Raw genomic sequence first — 13,198 nt, 5'->3', positions numbered from 1 at the left:
CAGGTCGCGGCCTGAACTGCGACGACCCAAATGGATTCCGGCTGGATTCGACGAGGATGCACTGGGCGGGCCGACGGCCCGTCCAGTGCGCACCCCCGGCCAGGCCGAACGCGACCCGCCGCCCTCGCCGCGTGCCACAACCGAGGGCTTCTCGCAAACGGCCGGGTAACCTGTGGTCGATTCCTCACGGAAGGCGGCCGGATCAGTGCCCTCCATCGTCGAGACACAGCTGACGAACCTGGACTTCTGGGCAAAACCACATAAAGAACGCGACGAAATGTTCGCCGCACTCCGGGCGGCCGAAGAGCGGATCTACTGCCCGCTTTCCGATGGTTCCGGCTTCTATGCGCTCACCCGGTATGAAGAGGTCAGCGAGGCCAGCCGGCACCCCGAGGTGTTCAGCTCCCAGCCCACCGCCGTCAGCGTCACCGACCCGGCACCGGAAGTCACCGAATACAGCGGTTCCATGATCAGCCTGGATGACCCGCGCCATGCGAGGCTCCGCCGGATCGTCTCCCGCTCATTCACCCCGCGCATGATCCAGCGGTTCACCGGCGACGTGACCGTTCTGGCCCGCCGTCTCGTCGACGAATTAGCGGAACGAGGCCCGTGCGACTTCGTCGAGCACGTCGCCACGCCGATGCCGCTGCAGATCATCTGCTCGATGATGGGCATCCCGGGCACGGCCTACGGCGACGTCATCGACGCCACCAACGCGGTCCTGGCGATCGGCGATCCGGACTACGTCGGCCCTGACGGGAAAGACCGCGCGACAACGATTCGCGAGAAGTTCTCCTACCTGCACGAACTCATGTCCGACCTCGGACGCCTGCGCCGTGAGCGGCCAGCGGACGACCTGGTGACGGCGCTCACGAACGCGAACGTGGACGGCGAGGCACTCACGGACATCGAATTGGGGCGGTTCTTCACGCTCCTGGTCGTGGCCGGGAACGAGACCACTCGGAACGCGCTGTCGCACGCGCTCGTGCTCTTCAGCGCGAACCCGGATCAACGGATGCTGCTCCTTTCGGATATGAACCGGCGGCTCCCCGGTGCGGTCGAGGAGGTCGTCCGCTATGCATCACCGGTGACCTGGATGCGTCGTACCCTGACGCGCGACTACGAGCTTCAGGGACACGCCTACCAGGCCGGCGACCGAGTCATCCTGTACTACAACTCCGCCAACCGCGACGAAGCCGTGTTCAAGGATCCGCACACGTTCGACATCACACGCTCTCCCAACCCGCACGTCGGATTCGGTGCACCTGGGCCCCACTTCTGTCTGGGCGCGCACTTGGCCAAGCGTGAAATCACTGAACTGCTCCGTGAGCTCTATGCGCGTCTGCCCAACCTGCATGCAACGGACCATGCCTGTCGCCAGCGGGCCAGTTTCATCAACGGCATCACATCGTTGCCCTGCGCCTTCTGAAACACACCATCTATCCGACTTGTGCTAAATCTTCCCCTCGTTATCCACAGAATCCCGTTCCACTTCCGCCGGATGGACGCCGCCCTGAGGCTGGACCATGACGCCAGTTCGCCACAGGTCCAGGGAGGCTGCCATGTCCGTCACCATCGCGGTACCCGAGAAGGTCATCGCCCGCTTCGTCGTCACGGCCGATCTGGTGCCCGAGGACATTCCCAGTATGATCCGCCAGTGCCTGCCGACGCAGTACACGGACTCCGTGACGGAACGCCTGGGCACGCCCCTCCTCGACGTTTCCGAACACCAGGCCGTGGAGTCGCATTGTGGCCTGGAAAATGTCACTGCCAGTGATGCTGATGACCTCAAGAAGGTACAGGGAGCCGCTCGGCACATCCATCTGACATCCGTGCTACCTGCCACGGACCTTCCCCACGGCCTGCACCTCGCCCGCGTCGCCACAGAGGCTCTGGCCGAGTCGCTCTGCAGTGTGCCCGTGGACCTTGATACGGCCCGCGTTCTTCCGGGTAACCCCTTCGACCGTCCCGAGCGGTTCCTGCTCGCCGATGAATGGCTGGGCGTCTCCTTGCCGTCCTACCGGAGCGCCGGCGCCTGCCCCGCCAAGGCGGACGACATCGACGGTTGCGCCTGCGTCGACCTCCGCACCCGTGGCCTGCCCCGCTTCGGTCTGCCCGACCTCGAGATCACGGACGTGGCTTGCGCACACGACCTGGCAGCCCTCAACATCCTGCGCACGACCGCACAACGGGTGCTTCCTCTAGGTCGACATCCGGGAAAGCACATCCTGTCTGCGGAGCTCCTTTTGTCGAGCGACGATTTCTCCGGCTTCTGGGGCGCCCATGGGCCACTGTGGGAAGACGGTCCACTACCCGTCAGGCTGGCAAAGGTCGGTTCCAGCCGTTTGAGCGTCCAGGCGCCGGAAGACTTTCCCGGCACCTTGAACGAGTGGCTCTGGGACGAACTTCCGCCCATCCTCCACGAACTACTGAGCTGCGAACCCGACGACCTGCACCCCACCTGACAACGGTCAGGAGCAACAACTCTCAACGGCGAACCCCAGGAACAGCGCCAACCGGCAAGAGGCGAGGCCGCTCAGACAGCATGACCAGAGCGTGACACCGCACCCGCAGAACGCCACCTTGCTGACCGGCTGCCTCCGAAGTCTTGCCCTCCAGGTGATCACAACGACCAACCTCCCGAACGCCGGACCCGCCGACACCTTCAGAAACGAGGGCTCACACTTGACAACGCATCAGACGTTCTCGAAGCCGGGGAGGCGGTCTCTGTCAGATGACCAGCACGGCCGTCAAGCAGGAAACCGGACACCTCGGGGCCGCCATAACGGTGACGAGGCGGTTCGACGTGCCGACGAGCCGCAGGCGCGGCTGGACCGTCGCCGCCAGTGCCCGCGCGGCCGGTCGGGCCTCCAAATGGACGGATCGGCAGCTCATCCACGGCATCCGATGACGAACCCGAGTCGGTGCACCTTGGCGGGGCGTCCCGTGGCGCCATGGCTCCTATGGGTGTGGGCAGCTCGTCCTGTGCGTCGTCGTCGCCCTGTACACGGCGGCGTTCCTGTGGCTGCGGCGCCTGGCGAAGTACGAGCTTCCCGGGCGGTTCCTCAGCGGGGCCCGCAAGGAGCAGCCGGGCGTGCCCGGCGAGGTGCCGACCACGGTCGCCGGCTGGCAGGGCGGAGGCGGCGCGTGACGGGAGCGATGATCGCGGGCGCCGTCGCCGGAGCCGGGCTCTACCTGCTCGTCCGGGCGCTGTTCCCGGCGCGTCCCGGGCTCGCCGCGCGGATGGCGGCCTTCGACGCCGCCCGCCGCCGCGACCTGGAGGAGGCGCAGGCCGGGCGGATGGCGCCGACGCTGGACCGCGTCGGCGGGATGCACGCGAAGGTACGGATTGTTCCGCCGCTGGCACTGCGATGGAGGTGGGCGAGAATTCTGTCCGGGTTGCAGGCATGTGCCGATGCCATCGGTCTGATCACCTGGCAGGTCGGCATGGATTCCACCGTCATGCGCGCCCACCGGCATGCCGCGGGAGCCTGGCGGCAGGGCGGGTCACAGGACACATCGCTGGGCGTGTCACCCGAAGTGACCGCACGCCAGCCGGGACGATCACTATCTGCGACGGCCGCGCGGTGGCTGCCGATCAGCTCCACCTGATTTGCGAGCAAGGCCAGAAGCCGTTGTCGCTGGTGGTGGCGGCCGCGCAGCGGTGCGGCGCGCCGTAGTTCGAGCCGCCCGGGGGAACCATGTGCGAGCCGGATGGACACGCCCTGGGACGTTCGCAGGGCGGACTGTCGACCAGGCTGCACCTGGCGTCCTGTCAGGGTGGAAGAGCGGTTGCTGGTGGTGGCGGCCGCGCAGCGGGGCGGCGCGCCGTTGTTCAAGGTGGTGACGGCCGTTGTTCAAGGTGGTGACGGCCGTTGTTCAAGGTGGTGACGGCCGTTGTTCAAGGTGGTGACGGCCGTTGTTCAAGGTGGTGACGGCCGGGATCGGGTCGCCCGTATCGGTGGCGGGCATCCTCGAACCCGGTCCGATCGGGTTCGCGCCGCCGAGGCGTACTCCTCCCGCACGAGTTGGGTCCGCCTGCGGTGACGAGGCATCGCAGTCGCGCTTCCCGAACTGGCCGACCAGGCCAGCCAGGTCGGCCGGCCATCAGCAGCGCAGCGACGGGGTGTCTGGGACGGCGAGCGGTCGGGGGCGGGATGACGGCGTGCGACGGGGCGGTAGGCGTCGCATCAGGGTGATTGGGCTGAGGAGCGTCGCGAGGGTTCTGTCTCAAGGTTGACGGGCTGTGGCGTCTTGCGGCGCGGGTTCGAGGAGTCCGGTTAGCTTGCGCTCATGGAGGACGAGGGAGTTGCACCTGCGCTGGCCAGGGTTCTGGCGGACGTCGCGGCCGAACGCGAAGCGCAGGACCGGATGTGGGGCGTTCAGGAGTTTCCCGACGGCAGTGGGCCGGAGTTCGTCGAGCGTGCGGAGGAGGCGAAACGGGAGTGCAGCACGGCGTGGGAGCGCGGACGGCTGACATGGCGCCATGTGCTCACGGAGGAGTTCTTCGAAGCGCTCGCCGAGGCGGAGCCGGACAGGCTTCGCGCCGAACTCGTCCAGACGGCGGCGGTCGCCGTGAAGTGGATCGAGTCCCTGGATCGGCGGCATGGCGGCATGGTGCACCGTACGAAGTCGGGCGGGGGCTTCACCGAGAAGCTCGTCCGGGACCGGATCCCCCAGGTCATCGAGGAGTCCGGACGGCGCGCCGAGTTCCGTGTGGCCGGTCTTGACGAGTACAGGTCCCGGTTGCGCGCCAAGCTGTACGAGGAGGCGGGCGAGTATGTCGCGAGCGGTGACCCTGAGGAACTCGCCGACGTGCTGGAGGTCGTCCACGCGTTGGCGGCGGTCCATAGGCTCACGCCGGACGGGTTGGAGGCGCGGCGAGCGGATAAGGCGCAACGGCGTGGCGGCTTCTCCGAGCGGATCGTCCTGCGATTGCCGGAAGGCCCTTAGGGTCGGGTGCCCGGCGCGGGTCGGCCGGTGGTGTCAGGGCCAGACCCGACGGAGCGTCCACGGGCCCGCAGGAGAGGCGATGACCTCGGCGATCGCCGGCCCCTCCGGCGTGGTGACCTGGAGGCGGTAGAACCTCGCCTGACCAGGTGCCTGCCATTCCTCAAGGACCCGGCGTACCCGGTAGTGTCCGCGTGAGCCGGAGATCTGCGACGGGCGGCCCGTGGGGGTGGTCTCTGCGGAGACGGGTTCATCGATCAGCACGGAACGACACCCTAACCCGAACACACGTTCGAGAACAGTGGGACACGCGGGTTTCGAGTCCCTTCGTGGGAGGGGTCGGCGGATTCGTCGTCGCATGGTGCGTGGCTGTCGGTAAGGGCGGGAGTCGGCGTCCTCGATGCGTGGTGGTGTGTTCGTGGGAGCGGGCGCTGCCAGATTCGGCGATCTCACCTTGGTAAGGTGCTGTTGAGTATGGCGACCTATGTGCTCGTCCCCGGGGCCGGAGGACGGGCCTGGTACTGGCATCGGCTCGTCCCGAGGCTGCGAGAGCGGGGGCACGAGGTGACGGCCGTCGATCTTCCGGCCGCGGACGATCAGGCCGGGCTCCAGGAGTACGCCGACACGATCGTCGACGCGATAGACGGCCGGGACGAGGTAGTCCTGGTCGCGCAGTCCATGGGTGGCCTGACCGCTCCCCTGGTCTGCGACCGGGTGCCGGTGGACCTGCTGGTGATGCTCAACGCCATGACGCCCCGGCCCGGTGAGACGGGCGGTGCGTGGTGGGACGACACCGGCCAGGCCCAGGCCATGGCGGACCAGGCGGCCCGGGAAGGACGGACGCTTCCCGCCGAGTTCGACTTGCGTGACACCTTCTTCCACGACGTCCCGTCAGAGGTGACGGACGAGGCGCTCGCGCAGGGAGAGCCGGTCCAGGCGGCCAAGCCGTTCACGGAACCGTGGCCGCTGGCGGGGTGGCCGGACACGCCGACCGTTTTCCTTCAGGGACGGGACGACCGCTTCTTCCCGCTGGAGTTCCAAAGGCGCGTCGTCTCTGACAGGCTCGGCATTCCGGTCGACGAGATGCCCGGAGGGCACTTGGTCGCGCTCAGTCGGCCGGAGGAACTCGCCGGGCGGCTTGAGGGGTACCGGACGCGGTGGGCAGTGTGATCTCAGCGTCCGGGGGTGTCGGCGCCGAGGCGGTGGGCGAGGGCGGCTGAGAGCGGGTACGGGCGTTCCGGTGGGAGGAGCGCCTTGGCCTTGCCGACCTGGCCGTCATGGACGAGCCGGTGCAGCCTGCGGACGAGGGGCGTGCGGTCCTCGATCCCGAGGATCCAGTGGTCGACGTAGCGGTCGACGATGTGGCGGCTCAGCCCGATCTGGATGCTGCGGGCCTCCAGTTTCCGGCCTCGCAGTGAGCGTTCCGGATCCCATTGGACGTGGACGACCGCGTCCGCGAAACGCTCGCGCCACTCGGCGGATCCGCGGAAGACACGCCGGTCCGGGTGCGTGGGGACGGCGAGGCCGAGCGCCTGCTCCCATCCCGCGCGGCTGATCCGGACGGCGAGCACCGACTCCTGTCCCCGTTCGCGCGCCCAGTTGCTGCGCGCCATCAGCCACAGGAAGGACGGTTTGATCCAGGTCATGCGGTTCCGGGAGAACGGCGGCACGAACGTGCCGTGCTCGGCGGCGGGGCCACCGATCTCCGGTCCGTACGCCTGGTAGACCGTGATCGTGTCGCGGTCGTGGTCCGCGCGGATCTGGCGTGTGGGCGTCTTCAAGCCGGCTCCTGGGTCGGGTGGCCCAGCGTGGCGCGCGGGTGGCCGGTGGATCAATCGGATTTCGCGCGGTGGCGGCGGCGGTGGGCCGTCTGCCGGCAGGTGGGACCGCAGTAGCGGGCGGGACGGCCGGTCCGGGCGACCGCCAGCGGTGTTCCGCAGACCGCACAGATGGTGGTTCCGTTACGTGACATCGGTTTCGTTTCGTTACGCACGTGGGGCGGGGGCGCGGCGCCACCGGGTGGGCGGAGGGCGTCGCAGGCCAGGGCGGTCATGCGGCCCGGCGGGCCCGCCGTCCGGCGCCGCCGTTCCATGATCATGCAGCCGACGAGCAGGGCACGGACATCGGCGACGTCCACGTCGTCCCGCACGCCGCCGGCCTCCTGGGCCCTCCGCAGCAGGACGGCGAGGGCGACCGTGAAGTCCTTGTCCACACAACGGTGGTCGAAGGCCGCGGCGGTGTCGACGTCCAGGGCCAGGGCCTCACACAGGGCGTGGTTGACCATCGCCCGCTCGACCACCCACGTCACGAAACCGTAGAAGGCGTCCACCGGTTCACCGCTGTCCGCGAGGGCCCTCGCCTCTTCCACGATCCGTAGGAAGCGGTCGGTGATGACGGCCGTGAAGAGGGCCTCCTTGGTCGGGAAGTTGCGGTAGACGGTCCCGGCGCCGACACCGGCCCGGCGGGCGATCTCGTCGAGCGGGACGAGCCGGCCGTCGCTGGAGAAGGCGTCGAGGGCGGCCTCCATGATCCGCGTCCGGTTCCGGAGCGCGTCGGCGCGGCGGGGGACGGGCTGTTCGGCGGTCACCGGACCTCCTTCGGCGGACGTTTGACAACCGGGCCATGCGTTCCGGTACCGTCCTAAACGGGCTACTGGTTCCGATATTACGGCGTCCGAGGGAGACATGATGGCGAGCACAGTGGTGGACGAGGCGCGACATCGGCTCGGGCGGATCGGGGCCGTGCTGATGACGCCCCTCGCCCCGGCCGACGAATGGCGGGACGCGGCGGCGCGGATCGAGAAGGCCGGGTACGGGTCGATCTGGCTGAACGAGATCGTCGGCGGCCGCGAGGTCTTCACGCAGATGAGCGTGATACTGGCCGCCACCGACCGGGTCGTCGTGGGATCGGGGATCGCGAACTGTGGGCCCGGCACCCCGCCACGATGCAGGGCGCCGCCTCCGTCCTGGCCGACGCCTATCCCGGTCGCCTCGCACTCGGGATCGGCGTCAGCATGGGCTTTCTGGTCGAGCAGAGCGGCCAGCAGTGGACCAGCCCTTTGCGCAAGATGCGCGAGTATCTGGACGGGATGGACGCGGCCGTCGAGGCGGCGCCGGTGCCGTCCGTCCCGTTCCCGAGGCTGCTCGCCGCGCTCGGGCCGAAGATGCAGGGGCTCGCGCGTGACGGCGCGGACGGCGCGCTGCCCGCGATGATGCCGCCCGAGCACACCCGGCGCGCGCGGGAGCTGCTCGGCCCGGACAAGCTGCTGATCACCGTGCAGAGCGTCATCCCCGAGCCCGACCTCGACAAGGCGCGCGCCATCGCGCGGCAGACGCCGACGCTGACGCTGCCCGGGTCCCCCTACATCCGCGCGCTCAGGAACCTGGGCTACGACGACGCGGCGCTGGCGGACGGCGCGTCCGACGCGGTCATCGACGCCTGCTTCACCCTGGGCGACGACGACGCGATCTCGGCGAGGGTCCAGGAGCATCTCGACGCGGGCGCCGACCACGTCGTCACCGCGGTGTTCGCGCCGGACCTCGCATCGACCGCCGACCGGTTCGAGCGGCTGGCATCCGCGCTCCTCTGATCCTCCCCGAGGGCCGGCCCGCCTCCGCTGGGATTGATCCCGCAGGAGCGATGCGCCCACGCTCCTCTCGTCCTGCGCAGAGCGACGCGCCCACCCTCATCTCATCCTCCGTATGAGCGGCGCATCCGGGCTTGGTGAACTGAGAAGGGCGGCACGCCCGACTCCTGTTCATCCCGCAGGAGCGGTGCGGTGGTCAGCGCGGCCGGACCAGCCCGGTCTCGTATGCGGCGATGACCAGCTGGGCGCGGTCACGGGCGTGGAGCTTGGCGAGCAGGTGGCCGATGTGGGTCTTGACCGTGGCCGGGCTGAGGTGCAGGTGCTCGGCCAGCTCGGCGTTGGACAGCCCGCGGGCGACGAGGCCGAGCACCTCCCGCTCGCGTTCGGTGACGCCGTCCAGCCCGGGGGGCGGCGGGCGGACGGGGGCGGGGCGGCGGACGAACTCGGCGATCAGGCGGCGGGTCACGGTGGGCGCGAGGAGCGAGTCGCCCGCGGCGACGACCCGGATGGCCGACAGGAGGTCGGCGGGCGGCGTGTCCTTCAGCAGGAACCCGCTGGCGCCCGCGCGCAGGGCGGAGTAGACGTAGGCGTCCAGGTCGAAGGTCGTGAGGATCAGGACGCGGACGTCCGGCAGGCCCGAGCAGATGCGGCGGGTCGCCTCGATGCCGTCCATCTCCGGCATCCGGACGTCCATGAGGACGACGTCGGGGCGCTCCCGCCCGGCCAGGTCGACGGCCGCGGCGCCCGTGCCCGCCTCGCCGACGGTGCGGAGGCCGGGCGCGGTGTCGACCAGGACGCGGAAGCTGCCGCGCAGCAGCGCCTGGTCATCGACGACGAGGACGCGGATCTCGTCCGGGGGGCTCTCCATGGTCACGCCGGATCGTAGGGGAAGGAGGCGGAGACGGCGAAGCCGCCCTCCGGCCGGGGGCCCGCGGCGAAGTCCCCGCCGTACATCATGACGCGCTCGCGCATGCCGACGAGCCCGTGCCCCTCCCCCGCCGCGCCGCCGGGCAGGACGCGGACGCCGGGACCGTCGTCGGCGACGCGGATGCGCATCCGCCCGCCCGCCGCGTCGACGAGGACGCTGCACCGGGCGGGCGTGGCGTGCTTGACGACGTTGGTGACGGCCTCCTGGACGATCCGGTACGCCGAGAGGGCGACGCCGTCGGGAAGGTCACCGGCCCGGACGTCGAGGTCGACGCTGACGCCCGCCATGGCGGCCCGCTCGGCCAGGGCGGTCAGCGCGGTCAGGCCGGGCGTGGGTGCCAGCGCGGCCTCGGGCACGGATCCGTTGCGCAGGACGCCGAGGAGGTGCCGCATCTCGGCGAGGGTGCCGCGGCTGGTGGTCTCGATGACGCGCAGGGCGTCCAGCGCCTCCTGCGGCCGGGCCTCGGCGACGTGGACGGCGACGCCGGCCTTGACGGCGATCAGGCTCATGCTGTGGGCGACGACGTCGTGGAGCTCGCGGGCGATGCGCAGCCGCTCGTCGGTGACCGCGCGGTCGGCGAGCTGGCGGGCGGAGCGTTCGGCGTGCGCGCGGCGCTCGCGGAGGGCGCGGCCGAGGGACCAGGTCACGCCGAGGACGCCGAGGCCCACGACCAGCGCGCCCGGCCGCCCGGCCTGCCAGCCACTGGGACCGACCGTCGCACCGCCGAGGATGGCCAGGGCGCCGGCGGCCCCGATCGCGGACGTCGGGACCCAGCGGCGGCGGGGCTGCCCGAGGGCGACCGGGTAGAGGGCGTACGCGGCGGCCGCGAAGAAGTCCCAGGGCAGGCCGAGGGCCAGGGAGAGCAGGGACGCGCAGAGGACGGCGGCGAACACCGGGACCGGATACTGCCGCCGGACGGCGAGGGGCAGGCCGGTCGCCGCCGTGACGGCGCACGCGAGGGGCGCGGGAACGTCGCCGCCCGCGAACGTCATGACCAGGAGGGTGTAGAGGACCGCGACCACGGTGTCGGTGAGGACCAGGCCCCGCCGGCCGAAACGGCGGAGGAGCAGGGAGCGCAGCTCGGAGTCGTCCACGTCACGAAGGTAGCCGCAGGCCGCCCGCGGCCGCGTCCGACCGGTGGACGTCAGCCCGGGGTCCGATTCCGCGGCGCGGAACCCGGACGTGGCTCCGATGCGCGGGCGGGACGCCGCCGCGAGGGTGGGGCCATGATCGAGGTGCGTGAGCTGACCAAGCGGTACGGCGGGACGGTGGCCGTGGACGGGTTGTCGTTCGAGGTGAGGCCCGGGACGGTCACGGGGTTCCTCGGCCCGAACGGCGCAGGGAAATCGACCACCATGCGGGTCCTGCTGGGGCTGGCCGCCGCGTCGTCCGGCGAGGCGCTGGTGAACGGCGGCCGGTACGCCGCGTTGCGGCGCCCCATACGGGAGGTGGGGGCGCTGCTGGACGCCGGCGCCGTGCACGGCGGCCGGAAGGCGTTCGACCATCTCGGGTGGATCGCCCGCAGCAACGGGATCGGATCGCGCCGGGTCGCCGAGGTGCTGGAGCGCGTGGGGCTCGCCGGGGTCGCCCGCAAGCGGGTCGGCGGGTTCTCCCTCGGCATGCGGCAGCGCCTCGGGATCGCGGCGGCGCTGCTCGGCGATCCGGGGGTCCTGATGTTCGACGAGCCGGTGAACGGGCTCGACCCGGACGGGGTCCGCTGGATCCGGGAGCTGATGCGCGCGCTCGCCGCGGAGGGGCGGACGGTGCTGATCTCCAGCCATCTGATGAGCGAGATGGAGCTGACCGCGGACCGGCTGGTCGTCATCGGGCGGGGCCGGCTGATCGCCGACACCACCGTGCGGGAGCTGGCGGCCCGCTTCGGCCGCGGGGTGGTCGTGCGGTCGCCGCGTCCGGACGACCTGCGTGGCGTGCTGACCGCGGCCGGAGGGACCGTGGAAGAGGCGGAGGGCACCCTCACCGTGACCGGCCTTGGCGTGGCGGACATCGGCGACCACGCCGCCGCGCACGGGATCCCGCTGTACGGGATGACGCCGCAGGCCGCGTCGCTGGAAGAGGCGTACATGGAGCTGACCGCAGGCAGCGCCGAGTTCGGGGCGGTGCCGCGGTGAGGGACGCGCTGGCGGCGGAGTGGCTCAAGCTCCGGTCCGTCCGCTCGACGATGTGGATCCTCGGGACGGTCGTGGTCTGCATGCTGCTGTGCGTGCTGTGGGCGTGGTACGCGGCCCGTTCCTCGGACGGATCGTCCGCGCAGCAACGGGAGGTCGTCTCGGCTCCGGCGGACCAGCCGCTCACCCTGGCGCTGCCCCTGTGCGCGATGGTGCTCGGCTCCCTGACCATCACGTCCGAGTACGCGACCGGGATGATCCGGGTGAGCGCGGCCGCGTCGCCGCGAAGGCTGCGGCTGCTGTCGGCGAAGGCGCTGGTGGCCGGTGCCGTGGCGCTCGCCGCGGGCCTCGTGAGCGTGTCCGTGGTGCTGCTGGCGGGGAAGGCGATCGTGGGCGACCGGCCGGTGGAGGCGTTCGAGACGCCGGTGACCGGCCATGTGCCCCATCTGCTGGCGACGGGGGCGGCGACGGCGGCGATCACGGTCGTGACCGTGGGGCTCGGCGCGGTGCTGAGGTCGGGCGCGGCGACGATCACGCTGGGCGTGATGCTGCTGTTCGTCCTGCCGACGCTGATCGTGGCGGTGCCCTCCCCCTACGGCGAGCGGATCTGGTCGGTGCTGCCGGGGACCCTGTCCGAGCAGATGGCGTCCCCGCCGGGCCTGCCCTACGACTACGGCGTCCTGTCCGCTCCGGCCGCCGCGGGGCTCCTGGCCGTGTACGTGGCGGCCGCGCTCGGGACCGGTGCGTACGTGTTTTGCAGGAGGGACGTGTGATGGGCGACGCGCTGGCGGCGGAGTGGTGGAAGCTGCGCTCGGTCCGGTCGACGTACTGGACGCTGGCGGCGGCCGCGGGGATCGTCCTGCTGGTGGTGCTGATCGCGCTTCAGGCGGCGCACGTGTGGGACGGCCTGCCGGCCGACGAGCGCGCCCGGTTCACCCTGCGCCCGCTGCAACGGCTCGGCCCGTGGGCGGCCTCGCTCTGCCTGGCCGTCCTCGGCGTGCTCACCGCCACGTCCGAGTACCGGACGGGGACGATCGGGACGAGCCTCACCGCCGTCCCGCGCCGGGGACGGCTGCTCGCGGCGAAGGCGGTGGTGGTGGGCGCCGTCTCGCTGGCCGCCGGGGAGGCCGCGGCGCTCGCGTCCTGCCTCGGGACCCGCCTCGCCGTCGGCGGCCGGCCGTTCCCCGACCAGCGGGAGCCGGTCCTGCACGACCTGCCGGGCTTCGCGGTCGAGGGCACGTCGGTGGCGATGTTCGCGCTTCTCGGGCTCTCGCTCGGGCTCCTGCTGCGGTCGGCGGCGGCGGCGATCACGACGGTCGTCCTCATCTGGCACGTCCTGCCGCTGGCCGTCTCCCACCTGCCGGGGCCGTGGAACACGCGGATCGGCTCGGTGATGCCGGGCGGCCTGGCCGCCCAGGCGAGCGGCCTGACCACGGAACACTCCATCTACGGCGACGTGCTGCCGCCCGGCGTGGCGGCGGTGATGATGCTGGCGTACTCGGCCGTCCCGCCGGCACTGGCGGCGCTCGTCTTCTCCCGGCGCGACGCCTGAGCCCGCGGCGACGGCCTCGGCTCGTCTCGGCGCGGGACTCCAGGGACGCCGGGGAC

At 71.1% G+C, this 13,198-nt stretch carries 14 protein-coding genes and 1 pseudogene; 10 read left to right on the top strand and 5 right to left on the bottom strand.

Annotated elements, in window-relative coordinates; translation table 11 throughout:
- Positions 1-205: 205 nt before the first annotated feature.
- The 5 genes from AGRA3207_RS38230 (at position 206) to AGRA3207_RS38210 (ending at position 4,953) form a co-directional block, all read left to right on the top strand.
- Positions 206-1,429 carry a cytochrome P450 gene (locus AGRA3207_RS38230; protein WP_231332242.1) on the top strand — a complete coding sequence of 408 codons (1,224 nt, stop codon included), beginning with the start codon at positions 206-208 and terminating at the stop codon, positions 1,427-1,429.
- A 133-nt stretch (positions 1,430-1,562) separates the two neighbouring features.
- Entirely contained in the window at positions 1,563-2,465 is a 903-nt protein-coding gene (locus AGRA3207_RS38225) for a hypothetical protein (RefSeq protein ID WP_231332241.1), read from the top strand.
- A gap of 269 nt (positions 2,466-2,734) precedes the next feature.
- Positions 2,735-2,911, top strand: coding sequence for a hypothetical protein (locus AGRA3207_RS38220; RefSeq protein ID WP_231332240.1), 177 nt, complete (start codon positions 2,735-2,737; stop codon positions 2,909-2,911).
- A gap of 236 nt (positions 2,912-3,147) precedes the next feature.
- Complete coding sequence (locus tag AGRA3207_RS40440) at positions 3,148-3,612, top strand: hypothetical protein (protein WP_420830845.1); 465 nt, start codon at positions 3,148-3,150, stop codon at positions 3,610-3,612.
- 681 nt (positions 3,613-4,293) lie between these two features.
- On the top strand, positions 4,294-4,953 hold the full coding sequence (locus AGRA3207_RS38210) for a nucleoside triphosphate pyrophosphohydrolase (RefSeq protein WP_231332239.1): 660 nt from the start codon (positions 4,294-4,296) through the stop codon (positions 4,951-4,953).
- A gap of 33 nt (positions 4,954-4,986) precedes the next feature.
- Here AGRA3207_RS38210 and AGRA3207_RS38205 read toward each other — a convergent pair whose 3' ends face one another.
- The gene (locus AGRA3207_RS38205) at positions 4,987-5,214 is read right to left on the bottom strand and encodes a hypothetical protein (protein WP_231332238.1); all 228 of its coding nucleotides are present in this window, start codon (positions 5,212-5,214) and stop codon (positions 4,987-4,989) included.
- Between the two features lie 210 nt (positions 5,215-5,424).
- On the opposite strand from AGRA3207_RS38205, the gene AGRA3207_RS38200 reads away from it, so the two are divergent.
- Positions 5,425-6,120 carry an alpha/beta fold hydrolase gene (locus AGRA3207_RS38200; RefSeq protein WP_231332237.1) on the top strand — a complete coding sequence of 232 codons (696 nt, stop codon included), beginning with the start codon at positions 5,425-5,427 and terminating at the stop codon, positions 6,118-6,120.
- A gap of 2 nt (positions 6,121-6,122) precedes the next feature.
- Here AGRA3207_RS38200 and AGRA3207_RS38195 read toward each other — a convergent pair whose 3' ends face one another.
- Together AGRA3207_RS38195 and AGRA3207_RS38190 are read right to left on the bottom strand one after the other, a co-directional pair.
- On the bottom strand, positions 6,123-6,731 hold the full coding sequence (locus AGRA3207_RS38195; protein WP_231332236.1) for a DUF4291 domain-containing protein: 609 nt from the start codon (positions 6,729-6,731) through the stop codon (positions 6,123-6,125).
- Between the two features lie 50 nt (positions 6,732-6,781).
- Positions 6,782-7,537 carry a TetR/AcrR family transcriptional regulator gene (locus AGRA3207_RS38190; protein WP_231332235.1) on the bottom strand — a complete coding sequence of 252 codons (756 nt, stop codon included), beginning with the start codon at positions 7,535-7,537 and terminating at the stop codon, positions 6,782-6,784.
- A 97-nt stretch (positions 7,538-7,634) separates the two neighbouring features.
- Between AGRA3207_RS38190 and AGRA3207_RS38185 the strand changes: the two are divergent.
- Positions 7,635-8,539 (top strand): annotated as a pseudogene (locus tag AGRA3207_RS38185) (TIGR03620 family F420-dependent LLM class oxidoreductase).
- A 193-nt stretch (positions 8,540-8,732) separates the two neighbouring features.
- Here AGRA3207_RS38185 and AGRA3207_RS38180 read toward each other — a convergent pair.
- Positions 8,733-9,404, bottom strand: coding sequence for a response regulator (locus AGRA3207_RS38180; RefSeq protein ID WP_231332233.1), 672 nt, complete (start codon positions 9,402-9,404; stop codon positions 8,733-8,735).
- Between the two features lie 2 nt (positions 9,405-9,406).
- Positions 9,407-10,558, bottom strand: coding sequence for a sensor histidine kinase (locus tag AGRA3207_RS38175; protein WP_231332232.1), 1,152 nt, complete (start codon positions 10,556-10,558; stop codon positions 9,407-9,409).
- 132 nt (positions 10,559-10,690) lie between these two features.
- On the opposite strand from AGRA3207_RS38175, the gene AGRA3207_RS38170 reads away from it, so the two are divergent.
- Genes AGRA3207_RS38170 through AGRA3207_RS38160 form a run of 3 tightly spaced genes read left to right on the top strand, consistent with a single transcriptional unit; the run spans position 10,691 to position 13,142 of the window.
- On the top strand, positions 10,691-11,593 hold the full coding sequence (locus AGRA3207_RS38170) for an ABC transporter ATP-binding protein (RefSeq protein ID WP_231332231.1): 903 nt from the start codon (positions 10,691-10,693) through the stop codon (positions 11,591-11,593).
- On the top strand, positions 11,590-12,363 hold the full coding sequence (locus AGRA3207_RS38165; protein WP_231332230.1) for an ABC transporter permease: 774 nt from the start codon (positions 11,590-11,592) through the stop codon (positions 12,361-12,363). The genes AGRA3207_RS38170 and AGRA3207_RS38165 overlap by 4 nt, the downstream gene beginning before the upstream one ends.
- Complete coding sequence (locus AGRA3207_RS38160; RefSeq protein WP_231332229.1) at positions 12,363-13,142, top strand: ABC transporter permease subunit; 780 nt, start codon at positions 12,363-12,365, stop codon at positions 13,140-13,142. Before AGRA3207_RS38165 ends, AGRA3207_RS38160 begins: the two co-directional genes overlap by 1 nt.
- Positions 13,143-13,198: the final 56 nt, after the last annotated feature.

This window comes from Actinomadura graeca, assembly GCF_019175365.1.
GTDB lineage: Bacteria > Actinomycetota > Actinomycetes > Streptosporangiales > Streptosporangiaceae > Spirillospora > Spirillospora graeca.
The sequence above is the reverse complement of the archived record's forward strand: the minus strand, read 5'-3'. Positions and strand labels throughout refer to the sequence as shown.

What these genes read in the sequence shown, in the direction of transcription:
- AGRA3207_RS38170 (WP_231332231.1), top strand. Translation starts at nt 10,691, where the DNA reads ATGATCGAGGTGCGTGAGCTGACCAAGCGGTACGGCGGGACGGTGGCC.
- AGRA3207_RS38200 (WP_231332237.1), top strand. Translation starts at nt 5,425, where the DNA reads ATGGCGACCTATGTGCTCGTCCCCGGGGCCGGAGGACGGGCCTGGTAC.
- AGRA3207_RS38220 (WP_231332240.1), top strand. Translation starts at nt 2,735, where the DNA reads ATGACCAGCACGGCCGTCAAGCAGGAAACCGGACACCTCGGGGCCGCC.
- AGRA3207_RS38210 (WP_231332239.1), top strand. Translation starts at nt 4,294, where the DNA reads ATGGAGGACGAGGGAGTTGCACCTGCGCTGGCCAGGGTTCTGGCGGAC.
- AGRA3207_RS38225 (WP_231332241.1), top strand. Translation starts at nt 1,563, where the DNA reads ATGTCCGTCACCATCGCGGTACCCGAGAAGGTCATCGCCCGCTTCGTC.
- AGRA3207_RS38180 (WP_231332233.1), bottom strand. Translation starts at nt 9,404, where the DNA reads ATGGAGAGCCCCCCGGACGAGATCCGCGTCCTCGTCGTCGATGACCAG.
- AGRA3207_RS38160 (WP_231332229.1), top strand. Translation starts at nt 12,363, where the DNA reads ATGGGCGACGCGCTGGCGGCGGAGTGGTGGAAGCTGCGCTCGGTCCGG.